This is a genomic window from Permianibacter aggregans (assembly GCF_009756665.1).
Lineage (GTDB): Bacteria > Pseudomonadota > Gammaproteobacteria > Enterobacterales > Permianibacteraceae > Permianibacter > Permianibacter aggregans.
Genome location: NZ_CP037953.1, coordinates 131,268 through 155,018, shown reverse-complemented (window position 1 = coordinate 155,018; position 23,751 = coordinate 131,268). Strand labels below are relative to the sequence as shown.

The window sequence follows — 23,751 nt, the reverse complement described above, 5'->3', positions numbered from 1 at the left end:
ATGGCTGAACATGATGCCGGTGAAAAAACCGAAGCCGCCACACCCAAACGAAAACAGGACGCGCGCAAGAAAGGGCAGGTTGTCCGCTCGAAAGAGTGGGTGACGGCGACGATCATGATTGGTGGCGCACTGTTCATGATGCTGTTTGGAGGCCATGTCGGTCGCGAAATGGAGCGCATCACCCGTGATGTCATTCGTTCAGCCGGGGAGGGCATTGATACCCCAAGGCTGATGCTGGCAACGCTTTCCGAAGCGGGCCTTGATGCAACGCTGGCGTTGTTGCCGTTTATGCTTGGTTTGTTTGCCATCAGCTTGTTCGCGCCGATTGTGGTTGGCGGTGCGACGTTCTCCACAGAAGCGATGATGCCGAAATGGTCACGATTGTCTCCAGCCAGCGGCTTCAAGCGAATGTTTGGTGTTCAGGCGCTGGTTGAACTGCTGAAGGCGATTGGCAAGTTTTTCATTGTCGCCGGCGTCGCCGCTTTGACGTTGTGGACGTTTTTCGACGAATTTTTGACGCTTGGTCGCGGTGATGTCCATGCCACGATCAGTGGTGGCATGTTTTTGCTGATGCAAACCTTTCTGCTGATCTCGATTTCGCTGTTGCTGATTGTCGCCATCGATCTGCCGTATCAAATCTGGCATTACGCCAAAGAACTGCGGATGAGCAAGCAGGAGGTCAAGGACGAATACAAGGAAATGGAGGGCAAGCCGGAAGTCAAAGGCCGCATACGCCGCTTGCAGCGCGAGCTGGCGCAGCGCCGGATGATGGAAGAAATCCCGAAAGCCGATGTGGTCATCACCAACCCAACGCACTTCGCTGTGGCGTTGAAATACGACGCTGAAAGACCCGGTGCACCGCGCGTTGTGGCCAAAGGCGCCGATCTGATCGCGCTGCAAATTCGCCGTGTCGCCGAGGCCCATCAGGTTTATGTCGTCGAAGCACCGCCGTTGGCACGGGCTTTGTATCACTCCACTGAACTCGATCGGGAAATCCCGGAAGGACTGTTCCTGGCGGTGGCGCAAGTACTGGCTTATGTCTACTCGATTCGCAAGTACGGACGCGCCGCCACCAAGCCACTGCCGACGGAATTTCCGATTCCCGATGAGATGAAGTTTTAAATCCATTTTCGAACCTGAGGTAATCCATGGCTGAAGTCGCCAGTGCCGGAGCACCAGGACGTTTGCGTCTGGAAGGGCTAGGCACGCCTGTGGCGGTATTGATGGTGCTGGCAATGATGACCTTGCCATTGCCACCGCTGATGCTGGATATGTTCTTCAGCTTCAATATCGCGCTGTCGCTGGTGGTATTGCTGGTGACGATTTATATCCTGCGACCGCTGGAGTTCGCCGCGTTCCCGACCGTGCTGTTGATGACGACGTTGCTGCGCTTGGCGTTGAACGTCGGCTCGACTCGCGTGGTGTTGATGGAAGGCCACAATGGTCCGGGTGCCGCAGGTGCCGTGATTGAAGCCTTCGGCTCGGTGTTGGTCGGTGGCAATTACGCCGTTGGTATTGTTGTCTTTGGCATTTTCATCATCATCAACTTCGTCGTCGTGACCAAAGGTGCCGGTCGTATTTCCGAAGTGTCGGCACGTTTCACCTTGGATGCCTTGCCCGGCAAACAAATGGCCATCGACGCCGATTTGAACGCCGGATTGATCAATCAGGATGAAGCCCGCACGCGGCGCGCCGAAGTTGCGCAGGAAGCAGATTTTTATGGTGCGATGGACGGTGCCTCGAAATTCGTTCGCGGTGATGCCGTTGCCGGTATTTTGATTCTGTTTATCAACCTGCTTGGTGGCATGGCCATCGGTGTTTTTCAACATGACTTGAGCTTTTCGCAAGCGGCGCAGTTTTATGCGCTGTTGACTATTGGTGATGGTCTGGTGGCCCAGATCCCGGCACTGCTGCTGTCAACCGCCGCTGCGATTATGGTCACTCGTCAGAACGCCACGCAGGACATGGCTGGCTCGCTGATTCGCCAGATGTTCCATGAGCCGAAAGCGCTGCAAATTGCCGGCGGTGTCATCACCGTCATGGGTCTGGTGCCCGGCATGCCGCATTTCGCGTTTCTGACCTTGGGTGCGCTGTGCCTCGGTGGCGCCGAAGTGATTCGCCGTCGTCGTCTGGCGCAAGCGCAACAAGTGGCAGAACAAAAGGCGGTGCAGGCAGAAAAACCACGTGAGCCGGAAATTCGCGAACTCGGTTGGGATGATGTCGCGCAAGTCGATCCCGTCGGTTTGGAAGTCGGCTATCGCCTGATCCCGCTGGTCGACAAAGCGCAAGACGGTAAGCTGATGGCGCGCATCAAAGGCGTGCGCAAAAAACTATCGCAGGATTTGGGTTTCCTGATCCCATCGGTTCATATTCGTGACAACCTGGATCTGGCGCCGAATGCCTATCGGATTACCTTGATGGGCGTTACCGCTGGCGAGGCCGATATACACGTCGAACGCGAAATGGCGATTAATCCCGGCCAGGTGTTTGGCGAATTGACAGGGCAAGCGACAACCGATCCGGCTTTTGGTTTACCAGCGGTATGGATTGATCCCAGCCAGCGTGAACATGCACAGGCGCTTGGCTACACGGTTGTCGATGCCTCAACAGTCGTTGCCACGCATTTGTCGCAGGTGTTGCAAACCCATGCCGCTGAATTGCTTGGCCATGAAGAAGTCGAACAACTACTGAAACAGCTCGGTAAATCGGCACCGAAACTCGTTGAGCAGTTGACGCCCGCAGCGCTGCCGCTGTCCACCGTCGTCAAAGTGTTGCAAAACCTGCTGCGTGAAAACGTGCCGATTCGCGATATGCGCACCATTGCCGAAACCCTGATTGAACAAAGCACCCGCACACAGGAACCAAACGCGTTGACCGCCGGTTGCCGCGTGTCGCTGTCGCGCTTGATTGTGCAGAACATCAACGGACCGACGGCTGAATTGCCGGTCATTACGCTGGCACCATCGCTGGAACAACTGCTGCAAAAATCGCTGCAAACAGCCGGTGATGACGGCAGCATCGAGCCGGGATTGGCTGAGCGTTTGCAGCGCTCGTTGCAGGATGCCGGTCAACGTCAGGAAATGAATGGTCAGCCTGCCGTGCTGCTGACAGCGCCGGGTTTGCGCGCGACATTGGCGCGTTTCGCGCGCTTTGTCAGCCCCGGTATGCATGTACTCAGTTATCAGGAAATTCCTGATAATAAACAAGTGAAAATTGTTGCCACTGTAGGTTGATAAGACCTCAGGAGTTTGGAAATGAAAATACGTCGATTTTTTGCCAAGGACATGCGCACCGCGCTCAACGAAGTGAGTCGCGAGCTAGGCTCTGATGCTGCCATTTTGTCCAGTCGTCGGGTCGATGACGGTATCGAGCTCCTGGCCGCGCAGGATTATGAACCGGGCATTCTCGAAGCGATGACCGAGCCGGCGGCGGAACGGCAAAAATCGGAGCGCAAATCCGAGAGTAAAATCGAGCGTGAGGAAGAGAAACCGCGTCCGAGCCGTTTCGCTACCGAGGTCAACGCCGAAGAAAAACAAGTGTTGCAACTGGACTGGGGCAATGATCCGGGGTTGAAAGCCATCAAAGACGAAATGCGCGTGCTGCGCAGTCTGATGGAAGAACAGCTTCAAGGCCTTGCCTGGAAAGAAATGCAGCAGCGCAAACCGATTAAATCCTTGCTGACCAAGCGTCTGTCGCTGCTCGATCTTTCACCCCGCTTGCGCGATCACTACGCCAACAGCGACGGCACTGATCCAGCCAATGCGCTCGCCAATGCGCTGGCGGCCATTACCCGCGATATCAAGCACAGCGACGATCCGATGATGGAGAAGGGCGGTGTATACGCAATGGTTGGCCCGACCGGTGTAGGCAAAACCACGACCGTTGCGAAACTGGCGGCGCATTTTGCGCTGAAACACGGCGCCAAGCATGTGGCGCTGATCAGCACCGACGGTTTCCGCATCGGCGCCCATGATCAACTGGCGACCTACGCTCGATTGATTGGCTGCGCGATCCGCACGGCCGACACGCCATCGGCGCTGCACGATGCGCTCGATGCCTTTGTCGACAAACGCTTGATTCTGATCGATACCGCCGGCATGAGTCAGCGCGATACCCGGCTGACCGAACAATTGCATCTGCTGAGCCATTCCCGCTACCCGATCAAGTTGACCTTGGTGCTGTCAGCCTGCGCCCAAAGGGCCGTGTTGTTGGAAGCATTGAGACATTTTGGCCAGTTTCCGCTGCATTCGACAATCTTGACTAAACTTGATGAGGCCACGTCGCTGGGGGCCGCCTTGTCCTGCCTGTTGGAGAGTCAGGTGCCATTGGCGGCAAGCTGCGACGGGCAGCGGGTACCCGAGGATATTCGTGTACTGCGCGGCGCCCAGCTGGTCGATCGTGCCCTGAAACTGGCTGAGCATTACCGGGAGTCCGTCGATGAATGGCTGCTGGCCAACGAACTCAAAGTAGGTGCTCATGCTGGCATATAACGCAACCGGTCTGAATCAGGCCGTAGGAATCAAACGCATGACAAATGTTCGCCCCGTCAAAGTCATCTCGGTAACCGGGGGCAAGGGTGGCGTCGGCAAAACCAGTGTCACGGTGAACCTGGCGGTGGCGCTGGCCGAGCAGGGTCATTCGGTCATGCTGATGGACGCCGATTTGGGTCTCGCCAACATTGACGTCATGCTCGGTTTGAAGCCGCACAAGAATCTTTCCCATGTGCTGTCCGGCGAAGCGGAGATCAACGACATTCTGGTTGAAGGTCCGGGAGGCATTCATATTGTGCCGGCATCAAGCGGCACCCAGGCGATGTCGCAACTTAGCCCGGCCGAACACGCCGGTTTGATTCAGGCATTCAGCCAGATTGGGCAGCAAATTGACTACCTGATTATCGATACGGCGGCCGGCATTTCCGACACCGTGGTCAGTTTCACTCAGGCTTCGCAGGACATTCTGTTCGTGGTCTGTGACGAACCGACTTCAATCACCGACGCCTATGCGTTGATGAAAGTGTTGAACAAGGATTACCGGCTCAATCGTTTTCGGGTGCTGGCCAATCAGGTGCGCAGCCCGGCCGAAGGGCGTGAAGTATTTCAGCGCCTGGCGCGCGTTTGCGAGCGTTTTTTGGACGTCACCCTCGATTATGTCGGCAGCGTGCCGTTTGACGAGCACCTGCGCAAAGCGATCAAGAAGCAGCGCGCGGTCATGGAATTGTTTCCGCGTTCCCCGGTATCGATGGCGCTGCGCCAATTGGCGAAAAAAGTGGAAACCTGGCCGTTGCCGGTTGCTCCCGGCGGTCACATTGAATTTTTCATGGAGCGGTTGGTGCAGGCATCACTCGCTTCCGGCATGACGGAATCCGTAACCTGAATGTACGCGACGATGATGTATGAAACCAATGCGTCGACAGAACAGTGGTTGCTGGAATACACGCCACTGGTCAAGCGAATCGCCCATCATTTGATGGCGCGGTTGCCGGCCAGTGTCCAGGTCAGCGACCTGATTCAGGCTGGCATGATTGGCCTATTGGAAGCCAGTAAAAAATTTGAACAGGGCAAAGGCGCCAGTTTTGAAACCTTTGCCGGCATCCGGATTCGTGGTGCCATGCTCGATGAAGTGCGGCGCAACGACTGGATGCCGCGCTCGGTGCATCGCAATGCCCGGCGCATTTCCCAGGCGGTCAGCGCCGTTGAGCAGCGCTTGGGGCGCGCCGCCCGTGACCCGGAGATCGCCAGCGAACTGGGTGTAACACTGGACGAATATCATCAGCTGTTGGCCGATTCCGAGAACATCGGGGTCTATGGCTTTGATGATATCGGGCTTTCGGCAGATGGTAGTGGCCTGGCTGAAGGCAGCGAAATTCCGGGGCCGGAGCGTGGCTTTGAAAAGGCTGCGTTCCAGAGGGGTCTTGCCGAAGCAATTGAACAGTTGCCAGAACGGGAGCGTCTCGTTCTGGCACTATACTATGAGGAAGAGCTGAATCTGAAAGAGATAGGGCAGGTGCTCGGCGTCAGCGAATCGCGCGTCTGCCAGATCTGCAATCAGGCCATGGCCCGGTTGCGCAGTCGGCTGAAAGACTGGAACTGATTTGAATTTTTGGGTCACTGAGGTTAACGATGCCAATCGATAAAAACATGAAAATCCTGATCGTCGATGATTTCTCCACGATGCGGCGAATCATCAAGAATCTGCTTCGCGATTTGGGCTTCACCAATACCGCCGAAGCCGATGATGGCGCCACGGCATTGCCGATGCTGCAAGCCGGCAGCTTCGATTTTCTGATCACCGACTGGAACATGCCGGGCATGCAGGGCATCGATTTACTGAAAGCGGTGCGTGCCGACGACAACCTGAAAACCCTGCCGGTGTTGATGGTGACCGCCGAAGCCAAGCGCGAACAGATTGTTGAGGCCGCCCAGTGTGGCGTCAACGGCTACATCGTCAAACCTTTCACCGCGCAAACGCTCGAGGAAAAAATCGGCAAGATCTTTGAGCGTATCGGATAACCAACAAGGCTGGATCGATGAGCACAAAACAACAGGAAAACTGGAGAGACGCCGTGCTGGTGCAAGCGCGCGAATTGGTTGCGCTGCTGGAGCAGGGTGATGATGTCGGCGCGCAAGTATTGCTCGAGCAGATGCGCGGCGGCAAAGACAGCGATCTGTTCACCGAGGTCGGCAAACTGACCCGGCAATTGCACGAAGCGCTGCTGGGATTTCAACTCGACACCCGCATCACCAATCTCGCTGCCCAGGACATGCCCGATGCCCGCGACCGCTTGAAATACGTCATCACGATGACCGAAGAAGCGGCCAACCGGACGATGGATGGCCTGGAAAAATGCATGCCGATGGTCGACGGTTTGAATCGCAGTGTCGTCGATTTTCGCGATCAGATGCAGCGCTTGTTCCGGCGCGAAATGCAGCCCGGTGAATTTCGTAAACTCTGTGATGACCTCGTTGCGCATTTCAACAAAACCGAAAGCCAGCTCGATGAGATGCACGCCATTTTGAACGACATCACGCTGGCCCAAGGCTTCCAGGATCTGACTGGACAAGTTATTCGTCGGGTCATATCCCTGGTCACCGAAGTCGAGACCAGCCTCGTCGAGCTGATCAAGATGTTCGGCACGATGAACGAGTATTCGGAAGCCAAAGAAAAAGGCAAAGAAACCACCAAAGGGGTTGAAGGCCCCATTATCGATGCGGAGAAACGGCAGGATGTCGTGCACGGTCAGGACGATGTAGACGCGTTGTTGTCCAGTCTGGGATTCTGAGGAAACGCCATGTCGTTTGATGCCGACGAAGACATCCTGCAGGACTTTCTGGTCGAAGCTTCCGAAATTCTCGAACAACTATCGGAGCAACTCGTTCAGCTTGAACGCACACCGGATGACCTGCCGTTACTGAACGCGATTTTCCGTGGTTTTCATACCGTCAAGGGTGGTGCCGGATTTTTGAAGCTCGGCCCGCTCGTTGAAGTCTGCCATCTCGGCGAAAACATTTTCGATAAGCTGCGTAACCAGGAATTGCGTGCCGATGTGCACGTCATGGACTTGGTGTTGCAAGTGCTTGATGTCGTCAACGTCATGTTCGACGAAGTGCGTCAGGGCAATATGCCAACCGATGCCGATCCGGCGTTTCTTGCGCAATTACAAGCCTGCGCCGATGGTCAGATTGGTGGTGCAGCTGCCGCCGCTCCACCTCCGCCAGCTGCCGCTCCGGCGCCAGCACCTGGGCCGGCCAGCGACACCATTTCCGATGATGAATTCGATGCCTTGCTCAACGAGTTGCACGGTAAACCGGCTGCGGCGCCTGCACCGGCCGCAGCACCCACTGCCGCAGCAGGCGAAGAAATTTCTGACGACGAGTTTGAGAAATTGCTTGATGAGCTGCATGGTCGCGGTGCAGCGCCAAAACCGGCCGCGCCGGCGAAAGCGGCAACACCAGCAACACCAGCAGCGTCAGCCGGCGGCGCTGAAGATATTTCCGACGACGAGTTCGAAAAGCTGCTTGATGAGTTGCACGGCTCCGGTAAAGCGCCGGGCGAAAAAGCCGGCGTAGCCAAAGCGGAAAAACCGGCAGCGAAAAAAGCCGACAAGAAAGTGGAAAAGCCAGCGGAGAAAGCGGCGGCGCCTACGCCAGCATCCGAATTGATTTCCGATAACGAATTCGAAGCGCTGCTCGATCAAATTCATGGTGCAGGCAAGGCGCCAACCGCCGCTGCAGCCCCGAAACCTGTGGCGCCTGTGGCATCGACCGCAGCGCCAGCACAATCGGCAGCAGCAGCCAATGCCGCGATGACGGCAGCGACCGTTGCCCAAGCCGATACCACGGTTCGGGTCGACACCAAACGACTCGACGACATCATGAATCTGGTCGGTGAGTTGGTGCTGGCGCGTAATCGTTTGCTGACCATCGCGAACTCTTTGGGTAATGAAGAGCTGGCGAAAGCCGTCAGCAATCTCGATTTGGTGACTTCCGATTTGCAGGGCTCGGTCATGCAGACACGGATGCAACCGATCAAAAAGGTGTTCGGTCGTTTCCCGCGTGTTGTGCGCGACCTGGCGCGCAGCCTGAAAAAAGAAATCGATCTGGAATTGGTTGGCGAAGAAACCGATCTCGACAAGAACATGGTCGAAGCGCTGGCCGATCCGTTGGTGCACTTGGTCCGTAACTCGGTCGACCACGGTATTGAAATGCCGGACGAACGTGTAGCCAACGGTAAACCACGTCTCGGCAAAATTGTTTTGTCGGCCGCACAGGAAGGCGATCATATTCTGTTGTCGATTCGAGATGACGGCAAAGGCATGGATCCATCGGTGCTGAAACGCAAAGCGGTGGAGAAAGGCTTGCTCGATCCGGATCACGCCGATCGTTTGTCCGACACCGAAGCATTCAACCTGATTTTCATGCCTGGCTTTTCCACCAAAGCAGAAGTCTCGGATATTTCTGGTCGCGGCGTTGGTATGGATGTGGTGAAGACCCGGATCGCGCAATTGAACGGCTCGATCATGGTTCACTCAGAGTTGGGGCAGGGCAGTATCATTCAAATCAAACTGCCTTTGACGCTGGCCATTCTACCCACCTTGATGGTGCGCCTCGGCAATCAGGTATTTGCCTTGCCGCTGGCCAGCGTCAGCGAAATTTTCCACCTCGATTTAACCAAAACCAATGTCGTCGATGGTCAGTTGACGGTCATCGTTCGGCAAAAAGCCTTGCCGCTTTTTTATCTGGAAGAGTGGCTGGTGCGTGGTGCTCAGCGTGGCATTCGGCGCAAAGAAGGTTTTGTCGTGATTGTGCAGGTAGGTTCGCAGCGAGTCGGTTTTGTTGTTGATGGCCTGATTGGTCAGCAGGAGGTGGTGATCAAACCGCTTGGCAAATCGCTGCAAGGTACTCCTGGCATGGCTGGCGCTACCATTACCTCGGATGGCGGTATTGCGCTGATCATGGATATACCGGCGTTGCTGAAACACTACGCACGGCGGATCGGGAATTAAACAACAATGGCGCTGCCGGTCCGCGTACTCGTTGTCGACGACTCGAACTTTTTCTGTCAGCGCGTCGTTGACATTCTGAATGCCGATCCGGAAATTCGCGTTGTCGGTGTGGCCAACAATGGCCAGGACGCGATCAGAAAAGCCGCCGATCTAAAACCGGATCTGATCACGATGGACGTGGAAATGCCGGTAATGGACGGCATTACCGCCACACGTAACATTACCGCCAATCAGAAAGTCGCTATCCTGATGTTGTCGTCGCTGACCTACGAAGGCGCGCGCATGACACTGGATGCGCTGAATGCCGGCGCCGTCGATTTTCTGCTGAAATCCTATGAGGACGTGCAAAACAGCAGCTCGATGACGGCGACCTTGCTGCGCGAAAAAGTGCGCACGATTGGTCGTGAGTTTCAACGCAAATATGCTGGTGGTGTGGCAAGGCCAGCTCCCAGCGTTAAACCGGCCACTCCCACATCACCCACGACAACGCTGCGACCTTCAGCACCTGCACCGGCAAAACCCGTCGAACCAGCGCGCGTTGCCTTGCGCAAAGGCACCGTCAAACTGGTCGCCATTGGATCTTCAACTGGCGGCCCTGTCGCGCTACAAAATGTGCTCGGTGCTTTGCCATCAAGTTTTCCAGTGCCGATCGTTATTGCCCAACATATGCCGGGCACGTTCACACCGGCTTTTGCGCAACGGCTTGACAGCATTTGCCAAATCCGTGTCAGCGAAGCGCGCGATGGCGATGTATTGCAGCGTGGCCATGCTTACCTTGCGCCTGGCGGCAAACAAATGACCTTGGAGCGCAGTGGCGACACGGTGCGCTTGCGTGTGCGTGATACCGATGCCCGTCTGCAATATGCGCCTTGTGTTGATGTGTTGTTTGGTTCCGCCGCACAAGCAGTAGGTGGCGCAGTTCTTGCTGTAGTCATGACAGGTATGGGCGCAGACGGACGCGAAGGTTCACGCATGTTACGCAACAAAGGCGCAACCATTTGGGCGCAGGATGAAGCAAGCTGTGTGGTGTATGGCATGCCACAAGCGGTAACGGCCGCCGGTATCAGTCATCAAAGTATTTCGTTGCCGGAAATTGGTCCGCGCATGGCCACTGAGGTCTGAGGCAATGGACCTATTGGCTTTGCTCGGATTGCTGCTTGGCATTTTCGCGATTCTCGGTGGGCAACTTTGGGAGGGCGGCGATTTGGTCACGCTGCTCAATGGCCCGGCCTTTCTGATCGTCGTGGGTGGCACCCTGGCTGCCACGCTGGTGCAAACGCCATGGCGTATTTTCGTTCAGTCACTGGCGCAATTGCGTTGGATATTCTTGCCACCGAAATTTCCGTTTGATGAAGGCCTGCAACGCCTGGTGAACTGGGCGGCAACGGCGCGCAAAGAAGGCTTGCTTGGCTTGGAGCAAATCGTTGAACGCGATGAAGACCCGTTTACCCGTAAGGGCATGGGCTTGCTCGTCGATGGCGGCGAGCCGCACAGCATTCGCAACGCCATGACCACCGAAATGGAATTGCACGAAACCCGGCAATTACAGGCGGCGAAAGTGTTTGAAGCGATGGGCGGTTACTCGCCAACGCTAGGCATTCTTGGCGCGGTCATGGGCCTGATTCAGGTCATGCACAACCTGAGCGAGCCGGCCTTGCTTGGCAGCGGTATCGCCGTGGCGTTTGTCGCCACGATATACGGCGTGGGTTTTGCCAATTTGCTGTTTATTCCGGTTGCCGGCCGTTTACGTTCGGTAGTGTTGCAACAGTCCCAGTACCGCGAAATGCTGATTGAAGGCATTGTGGCCATAGCCGAGGGAGAAAATCCGCGGGTGATCGAGTCGAAACTGGCAGGTTTCGTCAAATCCAGTTAACGAGGTCATACCGTGCGCCAACGAGAGCCGGAAGATACCGAACACACCCAGCGCTGGTTGGTGTCTTACGCTGATTTCATTACGCTGTTGTTCGCGTTTTTCGTTGTCATGTATTCGATTTCGCAGGTCAATGAAAGCAAGTACAAAGTCCTGTCCGATTCGATGATGAAGGCGTTCGAGCGCAACCCGGAATTGATGGAGCAGGACAGCATGGCGGCGGCGACCGATTCGCCGGGCTTGGTGGCCGGCCCGGTGGATAAAGGTGAAGGTGTCATTGAAAACGCCGGCGCCAGCCAGGAAGCGATCAGTCTGCCAAAAGCCGATGCGCCCACCGAGCGTGAGAAGCGCGAGTTCGCGCAACTGTTTCAACGGCTCGACAGCGTGTTGAAGCCATTGCAAGAACAGCGACTGGTGGAAATCCGCGCCAATCAGGATTGGATCGAAATTGATGTCCGTTCCGGTTTGTTGTTTGAAAGCGGCAGCGATGTACTCGGCAAAGCGGCGGATCCACTCCTGCAAGAAATTGCCAGCCAGTTGTCGCAGAGCGATAACCTGATGCGTATTCGCGGCTATACCGACAATCTGGCGATCAACACTGAGCGCTTCCCGAGCAACTGGGAGCTGTCGTCGGCACGCGCCGTAGCCGTGGTACGAAAGCTGCAGGGGTTTGGTATTGATCCGGAACGCATGGCGGTTGAAGGGTTTGGCGAATTCAATCCAATCGCCAGCAACGAAACCGCTGAGGGCAGGGCGCGTAACCGTCGTGTGGTGTTGGCGATTTCGCGCTTCCATAGTTTGACGGAACAACAGCCGGACACCTTGCATCAAGCACCGGCAACGACGCAACCGGCAGAACGCCGTTCAGAAGAAACGGAAAGTGCTGTGGAAGTGGTGCGTCTGCCGACCGGAGGTCTGCTGATTCGGGGCAAGGATGAAAGCAACAAACAACAAAACAACGATCCGCAACAGAATGATGACTCGCAACGTCCATGATGTTGTCGGCATTCGAATGAAAGGTGTTCCAGGTGCGAGTGTGGTCAGTAGCCAATCAGAAAGGTGGCGTTGGTAAAACGACGACCACGGTAGCGCTCGGCGGCTTGCTCGCTGCGCGCGGCCTGCGCACGTTGTTGATCGATTTGGATCCCCATGCGTCATTAACCGCGTATTTTGGTCTGTCGCCCGAAGGCGAACATCGCAGTCTTTATGATGCATTTCTTGAATACAAACAATTGAGTGCTGACGAGCTGAAAGCGATCTGTCAGCCTGCCTCGCAACCGCATCTTTATTTTTTGCCCGGCCATGTCGCGATGGCGACCATTGAAAAACAATTGGCGACACAAGGCGGGCAGGGCTTGGTCATTCAACACTTGCTGTCTTTGCTGCAGAATGAATTCGATTGGGTGGTCATTGACTGTCCGCCGGTACTCGGCGTGCTGATGGTCAACGCCCTGGCGGCGTGCGAACAATTGATTATTCCGGTGCAAACTGAGTTTCTGGCGATTCAAGGATTGGAGCGGATGGAGCGCACACTAAAAATGATCGCTCGTTCGCGCCAGCAAGATATTCCCTATTTGATCGTGCCAACGATGTTTGACCGTCGCACGCGTGCTTCGGTGCAATGCCTGCGCACGATGCGTGACACGCATCAGGACAAACTCTGGCGTTCGGTGATTCCCGTGGATACCCGTTTGCGTGACGCCAGCAGCGCTCACCAGACGCCACTGCAATTCGATCCGGAATCTCGCGGTGCGCAAGCCTATCAACAATTATTGCGTGACTTGCTTGGCGAGCAGCGGCCACAGTTGCGCAAGGTGGCCTCATGACTAGCCGCTCGCAACAAACACTCGAAGATTACTTGCAAGGTTTGTTGACGCCTGTTGAAGAGTTGGCGCGGGTCAGCGAACAAAGCAAACCCTTGACGCCGGTGCTGAAATCCAGCGTGGAAAAACTGCTGGCGCAAATTCCGATTGAACAGGCCGTGGCGCCGGTAGTTGCGCCAGCGGTTGTTGCTCCTGAAGTTGTTGCCCAAGCGGTTGTTTCAGTAACGCCCGACGCCAAAGTCGAGTCGGTGACTAAAGCATTTGCCGAAGCCACGCCGACAGAGCAGCCCATGGCGGCACTGATGGCGATAAGCACCTATAAAGCCAGCTTGCCGGCACAATTCCAAACCCTGATTTTCAGCGTCGGCAAACTGCAACTGGCGCTGCCGCTGCATCTACTCGGCGGCATCATTAAGAGTGATGACGCACCAACACCGATATTCGGCCAGCCAAAATGGTTTACCGGACTGTTACAGACCAATACCGGTGGTTTGAATGTGATCAACACCGGCATGTACCTGCTTGATCACCGTTATGAACCCGAGATGGCCGAAGGCTATCGCTACGTTATCCGCCTTGGCGATAGCAACTGGGGCTTGTCGGTTTCCGAGCTGTGCAGTACCCGGGTGCTTGAGCACGAGGCTATCCGCTGGTTCCCCGACGACAATGGGCGGCCGTGGATCGCCGGCATGATCAAAGAAGATCGCTGTGCCTTGCTGAACGTGCCGGCCTTGATGCAGCGCTTCCAGAACGAAAGTCAAAAAAAGCCTGCTTCCGGCAAAAAAGCGACTATTCTTGATGGAAAGACCGGTGCCCGACGCGGCGGCCGGCGTCTGTCGTAAGCGTTTGACGTACAAAGGATTCCCTGATGAGCAATGTCACCAAAGCCGCTGGCTCGATGAAAGAAGATCCCGTCCTGCAGTGGGTCACGTTCCGGCTCGGTAACGAAACCTATGGCATCAACGTCATGCAAGTGCAGGAGGTGTTGCGTTACACCGAAATCGCACCGGTTCCCGGCGCGCCGATATATGTGCTGGGCATCATCAACCTGCGCGGTAATGTCGTCACCGTTATCGACACCTGCCAGCGCTTCGGCTTACCGCCAATTGAAGTCACCGACAATACCCGCATCGTCATCATCGAAGCCGAGCAGCAAGTCATTGGCATTCTGGTTGATAGCGTCGCTGAGGTGGTATATTTGCGCGCATCGGAGATTGAACAGGCGCCGAACGTCGGTAACGATGAAAACGCCAAGTTCATCCAGGGCGTCGCCAACCGCGACGGCGAACTGCTGATTCTGGTTGATCTGAACAAACTGTTGTCAGAAGCCGAATGGCAGGAAATGCAATTTACTTGATGGAATGATCAATAGCCGATGAACAGCGAGTGGATGCAATATCTGTTATTGGCCGTCAGTGCGGCGTCGCTGCTGCTCGCGTTCATCGCCATCAACTACGCCATCCGCACCCGCAAAATGTTCGAGCAACAGGCGCGCGAAAACCAGCAGGCGGTGGAAACCGTCGTCGAAATGGGCAAGCGCCTCGTTAACCTGCAAGCCGATATTCAAGCGCTACAACACAAACAACAACCCGCCGATCTTGGCAGCAATTACAAAGCCTACAGTCAGGCCGCGGAGCTACTGACTCGTGGTGTTTCGATGAAAGAGGTCATGGAGCGATGCCAGCTTAGCAAAGGCGAGGCGGAGTTATTGGCGGCAATGACGCAGCGGAGCAAGAACGCGAAGTAGTGGCTCAGCAAGATACAACATGGATCTAGTCGTTAAGGCGGCGAAGAAAAGCGATTAAGCCCCAACTTTCTGAACCAAACTGCCAGCAATGCGACAACTGTCGCTGGTATCAAATTTGCAGCCATAACAATGAAAACGGTATGGCGGCTGCCACAGCTCATCAAAAATCCGAGATTCAGAAAGAAATAAACAAACGAGCAGGAAAACGCCAGCAGCAATAGAAACAGGCGACTGAAAAGCTGCCACCAAACCTTTCCACGAATCACGAAAAGCCCATAAAGCAGCGAACCAATAAACGCTATCGCGCTGACAATCCCCAACCCAATATAAATGTCCACCAACCATTGGGGAGTCGAACAGCCACCGCCATGGGCAAAAGCGCTATCAGGAAAAATGAGAAAAGCCGAAAGTAGAGCCGCCGTCTTTATTCTTCTCATGAGACTCAAATCTTCCAATAACTTATCGCCAGAATCAGCTCTCACGCTGCATCAAGCGTAATGCAGTGTTCATTCAACTTGCGCGCATTCGCTGATCAATAAACAGCGGCAAAATGGACTTTATTGTCGTTGTCTTGAAGGCCCCCGCATCGGGCGCTGGACTACCTTTCAACTCAAACTCAAGCAAATAACTGCCAATCGGTAGCGGCTGTTCTTGTCTATCAAGTAGTAGCAAATCACCTGCGAACGTTTCGCTGCTATTCGGGGAAATAATGGTTTCATTCAGCATCTGCATAAACATCATGTCATCGCTCCAGCGGCGGATCTCATCGCCTTCTGCGCTACGCAGAATGATGTCGAATTGCTGACCGGAGTTGAAACGCAGCACGATGTCTCTATTGCTGTCGTTGGAAATGGTCATGCGAATATTGACAGTGGGTTTGGTTTCGCTCGGGACCAGATGAAGTGCGTTCAGCTCGGTGGTGATTTTCATTGAGTTGCGCCGATCCGTGGGTGGTTACTACGGAGTATACGCGCGATGCTGGAGCAAATGGGATTAGATGCTGGAAATGAAAAATAATGAGCGGCGTCATCCCCGCGGTCGCATGAGTTCATTACTCATTGCGACACTTCCTACATCCGTATAGGTCGCAGGCGAGGATGACGGGTAGAGAGCAAATTCGGTGCTAGATATTTTTCGCTTGGGTATCAGCATTACCGATATAGCTGGCTGGCGTCATCGCTTTCAGCCGCGCTTTCGCCTCGTCGGGAATATCGAGGCCATCGACAAATGCCTGCATTGCTGCCGCATCGATTTTCTTGCCGCGGGTCAGTTCTTTCAGTTTCTCGTAAGGTTTCTCTACGCCATAGCGACGCATAACGGTTTGAATCGGCTCGGCCAGCACTTCCCAGTTGTCGTTCAGCTCGTCGGCCAGCGATTTCTCGTTGACTTCCAGTTTGCCGATGCCTTTCAGGCTGCTCTCGTACGCGATCAAAGCGTGTGCAACGCCAGTGCCGATGGTGCGCAGCACGGTGGAGTCCGTCAGGTCACGCTGCCAACGGGAGACCGGCAGTTTCATCGCCAGGTGATCGAGAATGGCGTTGGCGATACCGAGGTTGCCTTCGGAGTTTTCGAAATCGATCGGGTTGACTTTGTGCGGCATTGTCGACGAGCCGATTTCGCCGGCAACGGTTTTTTGTTTGAAGTGACCAAGCGCAATATAACCCCAAACGTCACGATCAAAGTCGAGCAGGATGGTATTGAAGCGGATCAGCGAGTGGAAGTATTCGGCGTTCCAGTCATGCGGCTCAATCTGCGTTGTGAACGGGTTCTGTTGCAGGCCCAGTTTCTCAATAAAGTTTTTCGCGAACGCTTGCCAATCAACATCCGGGTAAGCAGACAAGTGCGCGTTGTAGTTGCCGACGGCGCCATTGATTTTTCCGAGAATGGCGACGTTGGCGAACTGCTCACGCTGGCGCCGCAGACGGGCAACAACGTTAGCCATTTCTTTGCCAAGCGTAGTCGGGGAGGCAGGTTGTCCATGGGTGCGTGACATCAATGGAATGTCAGCGTAGCGCACGGCCAGATCGCGAATGGCGCCAATCAGACGGTCCATGATCGGCAGCAACACTTCTTCGCGGGCATCGTGCAGCATTAGTGCATAAGACAAATTGTTGATATCTTCGGAAGTGCAGGCGAAGTGAATGAACTCACTGATCTTGGCGATTTCGGCGTTGCCAGCCACCATCTCTTTCAGCAGGTATTCAACTGCTTTGACGTCATGATTGGTGGTTTTTTCGATGTCTTTGACCCGCTGTGCATCTTCTAGTGAGAAAGTGCGGGCCAGCTCGTCTAAAAGACTGTTGGCCTGAGCGCTAAAGGCCGGCACTTCCGGAATACCGGCTTCCTGAGCCAGCGCCTGCAACCAGCGGATTTCCACGATAACGCGATAACGGATCAGGCCGTACTCGGAGAAAATCGGGCGCAGGGCGCTGGTTTTGCTGGCATAGCGGCCGTCGACGGGGGAAATCGCGGTCAGTGCGGACAGTTCCATCAGGAGTTCCTATAGCTAGTCGGTAGACGGAGTCGGAAGGGCGCGCATTTTACCGGAAAGCGGGCTGCCCCGGCCATGTTCGCGAAATGGCCGCGAACGTTCCCCGATACTGCTCGATCTTTAACCGATGTCCCGCCATCGATAGAACGATTGGTGCAGGACAAGAAATTGGGCGGTTGATTCGCTATAATTGCGCGAATCCGCTGCAAGAGCGGGCGCTTTTCACCACATTCTTATAACTTTTCCGTATCACTCGACGAGGAGATGCCGAAGTGTCATCGGTCGGTCAAGACAGTCTCAAAACACGCCAATCCCTAGCCGTCAAAGGCAAAAACTACGACTTATTCAGCCTGAAAACCGCTGAAAAACAGCTCGGCGACGTCAGCAAGCTGCCGTACTCGCTGAAAGTGCTGCTGGAAAACCTGCTGCGCTATGAAGATGGCGTTACCGTGTCGGTTGACGACATCAAGGCGTTGGTGGAATGGCAGAAAGACCGCACTTCCGACCGTGAAATCCAATACCGCCCGGCACGCGTTCTGATGCAAGACTTCACCGGTGTGCCCGCCGTTGTCGATTTGGCCGCGATGCGCGACGCGGTCGCCAAGACTGGCGGCAACCCGGACTTAATCAACCCGTTGAGCCCGGTTGATCTGGTCATCGACCATTCGGTCATGGTCGACAAGTTCGGCAGCCCGACGGCGTTTGATGAAAACGTCGACATCGAATACCAGCGCAACGGTGAGCGTTACGAATTTCTGCGTTGGGGCCAGAAAGCCTTCAACAACTTCCGTGTAGTGCCTCCCGGTACCGGCATTTGCCACCAGGTCAACCTCGAATACCTGGCCAAAGCGGTATGGACTGCTAACGTCAACGGCAAAACCGTTGCCTACCCGGATACCTGCGTCGGCACCGACTCGCATACCACGATGATTAACGGTCTGGGCGTTCTGGGCTGGGGCGTCGGTGGCATCGAAGCCGAAGCGGCGATGCTTGGCCAGCCGGTAACGATGCTGATTCCTGAAGTCGTCGGCTTCCGCCTTGAAGGCAAGCTGCGCGAAGGTGTTACCGCCACCGATATGGTGCTGGTTGTCACCCAAATGCTGCGTAAGCACGGCGTGGTCGGCAAATTTGTCGAATTCTATGGCCCAGGCCTCGACTCGATGCCGCTCGCCAACCGCGCAACCATCGCCAACATGGCGCCGGAATACGGCGCCACCTGCGGCTTCTTCCCGATTGACGCCGAAACCATCAACTACATGCGCATGTCCGGCCGCGACGACGAGACCTGCGATCTGGTCGAAGCCTATTGCAAAGCCCAAGGCATGTGGCGCGATGCCAGCTCGCCAGATCCGGTATTCACCTCAACATTGAGCCTGGATCTGTCCACCGTTGAGCCAAGCCTTGCTGGTCCAAAGCGTCCGCAAGACCGCGTACCGATGACGCAACTCGGCAGTGGTTTTGATTTGATGCTGGAAACCGCTGGCAAAGCCGCCGAAAAAGCCACCCGTCATAAAGTGGAAAACGCTAGTTTCGACATGGGCCATGGCGATGTCGTCATTGCCGCGATCACCTCTTGCACCAACACCTCGAACCCGTATGTATTGATGGCCGCTGGTCTGGTCGCCAAGCGTGCGGTCGAGAAAGGCCTGCGTCGTCAGCCATGGGTCAAATCTTCATTGGCACCGGGCTCGAAAGTTGTCACCGATTATTTGGAAAAAGCTGGTCTGCAGAATTACCTGAATGAGCTTGGTTTCAACCTGACCGGTTATGGCTGCACAACCTGTATCGGTAACTCCGGTCCGCTTGATGACAACATCAGCAAAACCATCACCGATAAAGATTTGGTTGTTTCCGCTGTGTTGTCCGGTAACCGTAACTTCGAAGGCCGTGTACACGCGCTGGTAAAAGCCAACTACCTGGCATCGCCACCATTGGTTGTCGCTTACGCGTTGGCCGGTACGACTCGTATTGATTTGTCGAAAGATCCAATCGGCAGAGGCAATGACGGCAAAGACGTGTTCCTGAAAGACATTTGGCCGACCGACGAAGAAGTCGCCAATGCCGTGCGTCTGGTCGACAACAAGATGTTCAATGCCCGTTACGCGGATGTATTCGCCGGTGATAAACACTGGAGCGCGATCAAGGTTGGTGAAGGCAAAACCTACGAGTGGAACAACAAGTCCACTTACGTACAAAACCCGCCGTTCTTCACCGAAGTGGGCAAGCCGCTGAAGCCAGTGCAAGACATCAAAAATGCCAGCGTCCTGGCGCTGTTTGGTGACTCGATTACCACTGACCATATTTCTCCGGCCGGTAACATCAAAGCCACGAGCCCGGCAGGCAAATACCTGCAAGCGCAAGGCGTTGCTCCGGAAGATTTCAACTCCTACGGTGCCCGTCGTGGTAACCACGAAGTGATGATGCGCGGCACCTTCGCCAACATCCGCATCAAGAACCTGATGCTCGGCGGTGAAGAAGGTGGCAACACCATTTACCAGCCGACTGGCGACAAGATGTCGATTTACGATGCCGCGATGAAATACATCGACAGTGGCACGCCGCTGGTGGTGTTTGCCGGCAAAGAATACGGCACCGGTTCGTCACGTGACTGGGCCGCCAAAGGCACCAATCTGCTCGGTATCAAAGCCGTTGTCGCGGAAAGCTTCGAGCGTATTCACCGCTCGAACCTGGTTGGCATGGGCGTGCTGCCGTTGCAATTTGTCGGTAACGATTCCGTGTCATCCTTGAAGCTGGACGGTTCCGAGAAAATCAGCATCACAGGACAAGCTGCTGGCCTGAAACCGCGCCAGCAACTGGATGTGGAAATCGTTCGTAAAGACGGTTCCAAGCAGAGCATCAAAGTGTTGTGCCGCATCGACACAGCCAACGAAGTCGAGTACTACAAAAACGGCGGCATCCTGCAGTACGTACTGCGCAACATGATTGCGTCGTAATGCAGTGAAGGTAGTAGGGGCCGTTTGTGGAAACGCAAGCGGCCCTTTGTTTTTAAGAAGCGCATTGCAAAACAAGAGAGCGGGACACGTTCTATGAGTAACACCGTAGCGAGCAACAAAGACATTATCCTGGCTTACGTCAAAGCCATTGAGGCGCAGGACTTCAAAAAAGCCCGGCAATTGCTCGCCGATGAGAATTTTGTTTACGTCGGTCCGAATATGGTGTTCGACAACGCCGATCAGATGCTGACGTTCATGTTCAGCATGGCGCCGATTCTGAAAGATATCGATGCCCGTCGCATCATCGGCGAAGGTGATGAAGTCTGCATGATGGTCGATTACAAAACCTTTTTCGAGCCGATCGGCGATGTGCGGGTGGCGTTGTGGGCGCAGATCGACAATGGCAAAATCCAGAAGTTGGAAGTGTTTTATAACGCGGCCGTGGTGGAGAATATGTTGTCCGTCGATGGTGAATTGCCCTTTGGCAAGAAGTGATGCATTGAGGTCGTTGTTCGAATAAATTCGAACCTACAATTCAATGTTGATGTTCGGGCTTGAAAAGCTCGATAAGGTAGGTGCGTATATGGACTCCTCCCCTATTGCAAGCCATCGTCGAAAGCGACAAAGGAATGAGACTGCAAACGTATATCCGACCTGTTGGTGAGCGCATCAATCGCTCTGGCCATAATGGTTTTCGCTCACACCGTGCCTATCGAATTCGCGGCCTTTCCTGTTCAGGAGGCCGTCGCACCTAGCGGCATCATGGTGTGCCGGTCTTACCGTTGTGCCATTCTCGATGACTTGGCAATCTCTGGTGGGTTCACTCCTTTTGCTTAGTTGCTGTTCCGGTAACATTCGCCTTTGCTCAACAACGCCCAGATGATGCGCGCGTTTTTGTTGGCCACGGCGACGGTGGTGACATTGGTATCGCGTCTTGCCTCCAATGCCTGGATGTTCAGGCTGCGTGCATCGTGTTTTTTTCGGCTGGCATTTACCGCCGCTCGGGCGCCGTGAATCAGCAAGGTTCGCAGTAATGGATTTCCGCGCTTGCTGATACGTCCCAGACGCTCTTTGCCTCCGCTCGAATGTTGCGTTGGCACCAAGCCCAAATACGCGGCAAATTGTCGCCCGCTGCGAAATTGTTTGGCATCACCCACTTGCGCAACTAATGCCGAAGCATTGATGGGGCCAATGCCTTCGATGGCCAGCAGTCGCTGAATCCGTTCATCGTTTTTCACGCAAGCCAGCACCTGCTTGGTCAGGGCATCGAGTTGTGCACTCATGAACGTCAGCTCGTCATAAAGCTGACGCAACAGTTGCCGCATCAACGGACACAGCTCATTGCGCGGTTCGTCGATAATCGCCGGCAACTGACGACACAATGCCGTGGCGCCATGCGTCGAGATGACAATGCCGTGCTCAGCCAATAACCCTTTGGTTTCGTTGATGAGGCGGTACGGGCACGGGTTACTCGTTGACGCACCCGATGTAAGGCTTGCAGTGCCAGTTGCTCCGGTGGCTTGACCGTGACAAAGCGCATCGTCGGTCGTGACAGCGCTTCACAAATCGCTTCGGCGTCATTGGCATCGTTCTTATTGGATTTGACATAGGGTTTGACGAACTGCGGCGGCATCAGCTTGACCACATGGCCCAGGCTCGTCAGCCGGCGTGCCCAGTAATGCGCACCCGCACAGGCTTCCATACCAATCAGCGTCGGGGCCAGCTTGGCGAAGAACGGCAGCATCTGTTGACGGCTGAGGCGTTTGTTCATCACTGGTTTGTCGTGGTCATTGACCGCATGAAGTTGGAAAACCTGCTTTGCCAGGTCGATTCCGATGCGCTTAATATTCATAACGGACTCCTTCCTTCTGTGACTGACATGACTCGTCAATCTCAGTCTGGCACTTCGATGCCGTGGATGGGAGGAGTCCATACCATCAAATTTATTCGCACAAGTGGCAGCGCAGCCGCCAAGCTTTTGAAACAGACGCCCAACGCTGTCGGACGTTGAATGCCTGGCCATCACAGAGTTGCCGATGAATGTAGGTGCGTATATGGACTCCTCCCCTATTGCAAGCCATCGTCGAAAGCGACAAAGGAATGAGACTGCAAACGTATATCCGACCTGTTGGTGAGCGTATCAATCGCTCTGGCCATAATGGTTTTCGCTCACACCGTGCCTATCGAATTCGCGGCCTTTCCTGTTCAGGAGGCCGTCGCACCTAGCGGCATCATGGTGTGCCGGTCTTACCGTTGTGCCATTCTCGATGACTTGGCAATCTCTGGTGGGTTAACTCCTATCGCTTAATTGCTGTTCCGGTAACATTCGCCTTTGCTTAACAACGCCCAGATGATGCGCGCGTTTTTGTTGGCCACGGCGACGGTGGTGACATTGGTATCGCGTCTTGCCTCCAATGCCTGGATGTTCAGGCTGCGTGCATCGTGTTTTTTTCGGCTGGCATTTACCGCCGCTCGGGCGCCGTGAATCAGCAAGGTTCGCAGTAATGGATTTCCGCGCTTGCTGATACGTCCCAGACGCTCTTTGCCTCCGCTCGAATGTTGCGTTGGCACCAAGCCCAAATACGCGGCAAATTGTCGCCCGCTGCGAAATTGTTTGGCATCACCCACTTGCGCAACTAATGCCGAAGCATTGATGGGGCCAATGCCTTCGATGGCCAGCAGTCGCTGAATGCGTTCATCGTTTTTCACGCAAGCCAGCACCTGCTTGGTCAGGGCATCGAGTTGTGCACTCATGAACGTCAGCTCGTCATAAAGCTGACGCAACAGTTGCCGCATCAACGGACACAGCTCATTGCGCGGTTCGTCGATAATCGCCGGCAACTGACGACACAATGCCGTGGCGCCATGCGTCGAGATGACAATGCCGTGCTCAGCCAATAACCCTTTGGTTTCGTTGATGAGGCGGTGCGGGCACGGGTTACTCGTTGACGCACCCGATGTAAGGCTTGCAGTGCCAGTTGCTCCGGTGGCTTGACCGTGACAAAGCGCATCGTCGGTCGTGACAGCGCTTCACAAATCGCTTCGGCGTCATTGGCATCGTTCTTATTGGATTTGACATAGGGTTTGACGAACTGCGGCGGCATCAGCTTGACCACATGGCCCAGGCTCGTCAGCCGGCGTGCCCAGTAATGCGCACCCGCACAGGCTTCCATACCAATCAGCGTCGGGGCCAGCTTGGCGAAGAACGGCAGCATCTGTTGACGGCTGAGGCGTTTGTTCATCACTGGTTTGTCGTGGTCATTGACCGCATGAAGTTGGAAAACCTGCTTTGCCAGGTCGATTCCGATGCGCTTAATATTCATAACGGACTCCTTCCTTCTGTGACTGACATGACTCGTCAATC

General features: G+C 55.1%; 20 protein-coding genes and 2 pseudogenes. 17 read left to right on the top strand and 5 right to left on the bottom strand.

Annotated features, from left to right (window positions below; translation table 11 throughout):
• From flhB to E2H98_RS00635, 15 genes are read left to right on the top strand one after another with little or no spacing between them, the layout of a single operon-like run.
• On the top strand, positions 1-1,122 hold the full coding sequence (gene flhB, locus E2H98_RS00705; protein WP_133589667.1) for a flagellar biosynthesis protein FlhB: 1,122 nt from the start codon (positions 1-3) through the stop codon (positions 1,120-1,122).
• Positions 1,123-1,148: 26 nt separating this feature from the next.
• Positions 1,149-3,233 (top strand): flagellar biosynthesis protein FlhA, encoded by a 2,085-nt coding sequence (gene flhA / locus E2H98_RS00700; RefSeq protein WP_133589665.1) that lies wholly within the window; start codon positions 1,149-1,151, stop codon positions 3,231-3,233.
• A gap of 21 nt (positions 3,234-3,254) precedes the next feature.
• Positions 3,255-4,490: a flagellar biosynthesis protein FlhF gene (flhF, locus tag E2H98_RS00695; RefSeq protein ID WP_133589663.1), complete on the top strand. Its 1,236-nt coding sequence runs from the start codon at positions 3,255-3,257 to the stop codon at positions 4,488-4,490.
• 37 nt (positions 4,491-4,527) lie between these two features.
• Positions 4,528-5,373 (top strand): MinD/ParA family protein, encoded by an 846-nt coding sequence (locus E2H98_RS00690; RefSeq protein ID WP_133589661.1) that lies wholly within the window; start codon positions 4,528-4,530, stop codon positions 5,371-5,373.
• A complete protein-coding gene (locus tag E2H98_RS00685; protein WP_133589659.1) occupies positions 5,374-6,090 on the top strand; it encodes an RNA polymerase sigma factor FliA in 717 nt (238 codons plus the stop codon).
• A gap of 35 nt (positions 6,091-6,125) precedes the next feature.
• Positions 6,126-6,509, top strand: a complete 384-nt coding sequence (cheY, locus tag E2H98_RS00680; protein ID WP_133589973.1) for a chemotaxis response regulator CheY — start codon at positions 6,126-6,128, stop codon at positions 6,507-6,509.
• A 17-nt stretch (positions 6,510-6,526) separates the two neighbouring features.
• Positions 6,527-7,279, top strand: a complete 753-nt coding sequence (locus E2H98_RS00675; RefSeq protein ID WP_133589657.1) for a protein phosphatase CheZ — start codon at positions 6,527-6,529, stop codon at positions 7,277-7,279.
• Positions 7,280-7,288: 9 nt separating this feature from the next.
• Positions 7,289-9,502 carry a chemotaxis protein CheA gene (locus E2H98_RS00670; RefSeq protein WP_133589655.1) on the top strand — a complete coding sequence of 738 codons (2,214 nt, stop codon included), beginning with the start codon at positions 7,289-7,291 and terminating at the stop codon, positions 9,500-9,502.
• A gap of 12 nt (positions 9,503-9,514) precedes the next feature.
• Positions 9,515-10,624, top strand: coding sequence for a protein-glutamate methylesterase/protein-glutamine glutaminase (locus tag E2H98_RS00665; protein ID WP_133589970.1), 1,110 nt, complete (start codon positions 9,515-9,517; stop codon positions 10,622-10,624).
• 4 nt (positions 10,625-10,628) lie between these two features.
• Entirely contained in the window at positions 10,629-11,375 is a 747-nt protein-coding gene (locus tag E2H98_RS00660; RefSeq protein WP_133589653.1) for a flagellar motor protein, read from the top strand.
• A gap of 12 nt (positions 11,376-11,387) precedes the next feature.
• Positions 11,388-12,368: a flagellar motor protein MotB gene (locus E2H98_RS00655; RefSeq protein ID WP_133589651.1), complete on the top strand. Its 981-nt coding sequence runs from the start codon at positions 11,388-11,390 to the stop codon at positions 12,366-12,368.
• Positions 12,369-12,400: 32 nt separating this feature from the next.
• Positions 12,401-13,198: a ParA family protein gene (locus tag E2H98_RS00650; protein WP_133589649.1), complete on the top strand. Its 798-nt coding sequence runs from the start codon at positions 12,401-12,403 to the stop codon at positions 13,196-13,198.
• Complete coding sequence (locus tag E2H98_RS00645; RefSeq protein ID WP_133589647.1) at positions 13,195-14,037, top strand: chemotaxis protein CheW; 843 nt, start codon at positions 13,195-13,197, stop codon at positions 14,035-14,037. The genes E2H98_RS00650 and E2H98_RS00645 overlap by 4 nt, the downstream gene beginning before the upstream one ends.
• 56 nt (positions 14,038-14,093) lie before the next feature.
• Positions 14,094-14,552: a chemotaxis protein CheW gene (locus tag E2H98_RS00640; RefSeq protein ID WP_133589968.1), complete on the top strand. Its 459-nt coding sequence runs from the start codon at positions 14,094-14,096 to the stop codon at positions 14,550-14,552.
• 18 nt (positions 14,553-14,570) lie between these two features.
• Positions 14,571-14,942 carry a DUF2802 domain-containing protein gene (locus E2H98_RS00635; protein ID WP_133589645.1) on the top strand — a complete coding sequence of 124 codons (372 nt, stop codon included), beginning with the start codon at positions 14,571-14,573 and terminating at the stop codon, positions 14,940-14,942.
• Positions 14,943-14,974: 32 nt separating this feature from the next.
• On the opposite strand, the gene E2H98_RS00630 is transcribed toward E2H98_RS00635, so the two are convergent.
• The 3 genes from E2H98_RS00630 to purB form a co-directional block, all read right to left on the bottom strand.
• Entirely contained in the window at positions 14,975-15,424 is a 450-nt protein-coding gene (locus E2H98_RS00630; RefSeq protein WP_133589643.1) for a hypothetical protein, read from the bottom strand.
• A 28-nt stretch (positions 15,425-15,452) separates the two neighbouring features.
• Positions 15,453-15,872 (bottom strand): BsuPI-related putative proteinase inhibitor, encoded by a 420-nt coding sequence (locus E2H98_RS00625; RefSeq protein WP_133589640.1) that lies wholly within the window; start codon positions 15,870-15,872, stop codon positions 15,453-15,455.
• Between the two features lie 193 nt (positions 15,873-16,065).
• Entirely contained in the window at positions 16,066-17,433 is a 1,368-nt protein-coding gene (purB, locus tag E2H98_RS00620; protein WP_133589637.1) for an adenylosuccinate lyase, read from the bottom strand.
• Positions 17,434-17,705: 272 nt separating this feature from the next.
• Between purB and acnA the strand changes: the two genes are divergently transcribed.
• Entirely contained in the window at positions 17,706-20,387 is a 2,682-nt protein-coding gene (gene acnA / locus E2H98_RS00615) for an aconitate hydratase AcnA (protein WP_133589635.1), read from the top strand.
• A 93-nt stretch (positions 20,388-20,480) separates the two neighbouring features.
• Positions 20,481-20,882, top strand: coding sequence for a nuclear transport factor 2 family protein (locus tag E2H98_RS00610; RefSeq protein ID WP_133589633.1), 402 nt, complete (start codon positions 20,481-20,483; stop codon positions 20,880-20,882).
• A 338-nt stretch (positions 20,883-21,220) separates the two neighbouring features.
• On the opposite strand, the pseudogene E2H98_RS00605 reads toward E2H98_RS00610, so the two are convergent.
• Positions 21,221-22,239: pseudogene (locus E2H98_RS00605) on the bottom strand (IS110 family RNA-guided transposase).
• Between the two features lie 452 nt (positions 22,240-22,691).
• A pseudogene (locus E2H98_RS00600) lies at positions 22,692-23,710 on the bottom strand (IS110 family RNA-guided transposase).
• Between the last annotated feature and the right edge of the window lie 41 nt (positions 23,711-23,751).

Coding starts and splice junctions, on each gene's coding strand:
- flhF (WP_133589663.1), top strand. CDS start 3,255: ATGAAAATACGTCGATTTTTTGCCAAGGACATGCGCACCGCGCTCAAC.
- E2H98_RS00645 (WP_133589647.1), top strand. CDS start 13,195: ATGACTAGCCGCTCGCAACAAACACTCGAAGATTACTTGCAAGGTTTG.
- E2H98_RS00675 (WP_133589657.1), top strand. CDS start 6,527: ATGAGCACAAAACAACAGGAAAACTGGAGAGACGCCGTGCTGGTGCAA.
- E2H98_RS00635 (WP_133589645.1), top strand. CDS start 14,571: ATGAACAGCGAGTGGATGCAATATCTGTTATTGGCCGTCAGTGCGGCG.
- E2H98_RS00660 (WP_133589653.1), top strand. CDS start 10,629: ATGGACCTATTGGCTTTGCTCGGATTGCTGCTTGGCATTTTCGCGATT.
- E2H98_RS00670 (WP_133589655.1), top strand. CDS start 7,289: ATGTCGTTTGATGCCGACGAAGACATCCTGCAGGACTTTCTGGTCGAA.
- purB (WP_133589637.1), bottom strand. CDS start 17,433: ATGGAACTGTCCGCACTGACCGCGATTTCCCCCGTCGACGGCCGCTAT.
- E2H98_RS00690 (WP_133589661.1), top strand. CDS start 4,528: ATGACAAATGTTCGCCCCGTCAAAGTCATCTCGGTAACCGGGGGCAAG.
- E2H98_RS00610 (WP_133589633.1), top strand. CDS start 20,481: ATGAGTAACACCGTAGCGAGCAACAAAGACATTATCCTGGCTTACGTC.
- E2H98_RS00625 (WP_133589640.1), bottom strand. CDS start 15,872: ATGAAAATCACCACCGAGCTGAACGCACTTCATCTGGTCCCGAGCGAA.
- flhB (WP_133589667.1), top strand. CDS start 1: ATGGCTGAACATGATGCCGGTGAAAAAACCGAAGCCGCCACACCCAAA.
- E2H98_RS00685 (WP_133589659.1), top strand. CDS start 5,374: ATGTACGCGACGATGATGTATGAAACCAATGCGTCGACAGAACAGTGG.
- flhA (WP_133589665.1), top strand. CDS start 1,149: ATGGCTGAAGTCGCCAGTGCCGGAGCACCAGGACGTTTGCGTCTGGAA.
- E2H98_RS00640 (WP_133589968.1), top strand. CDS start 14,094: ATGAAAGAAGATCCCGTCCTGCAGTGGGTCACGTTCCGGCTCGGTAAC.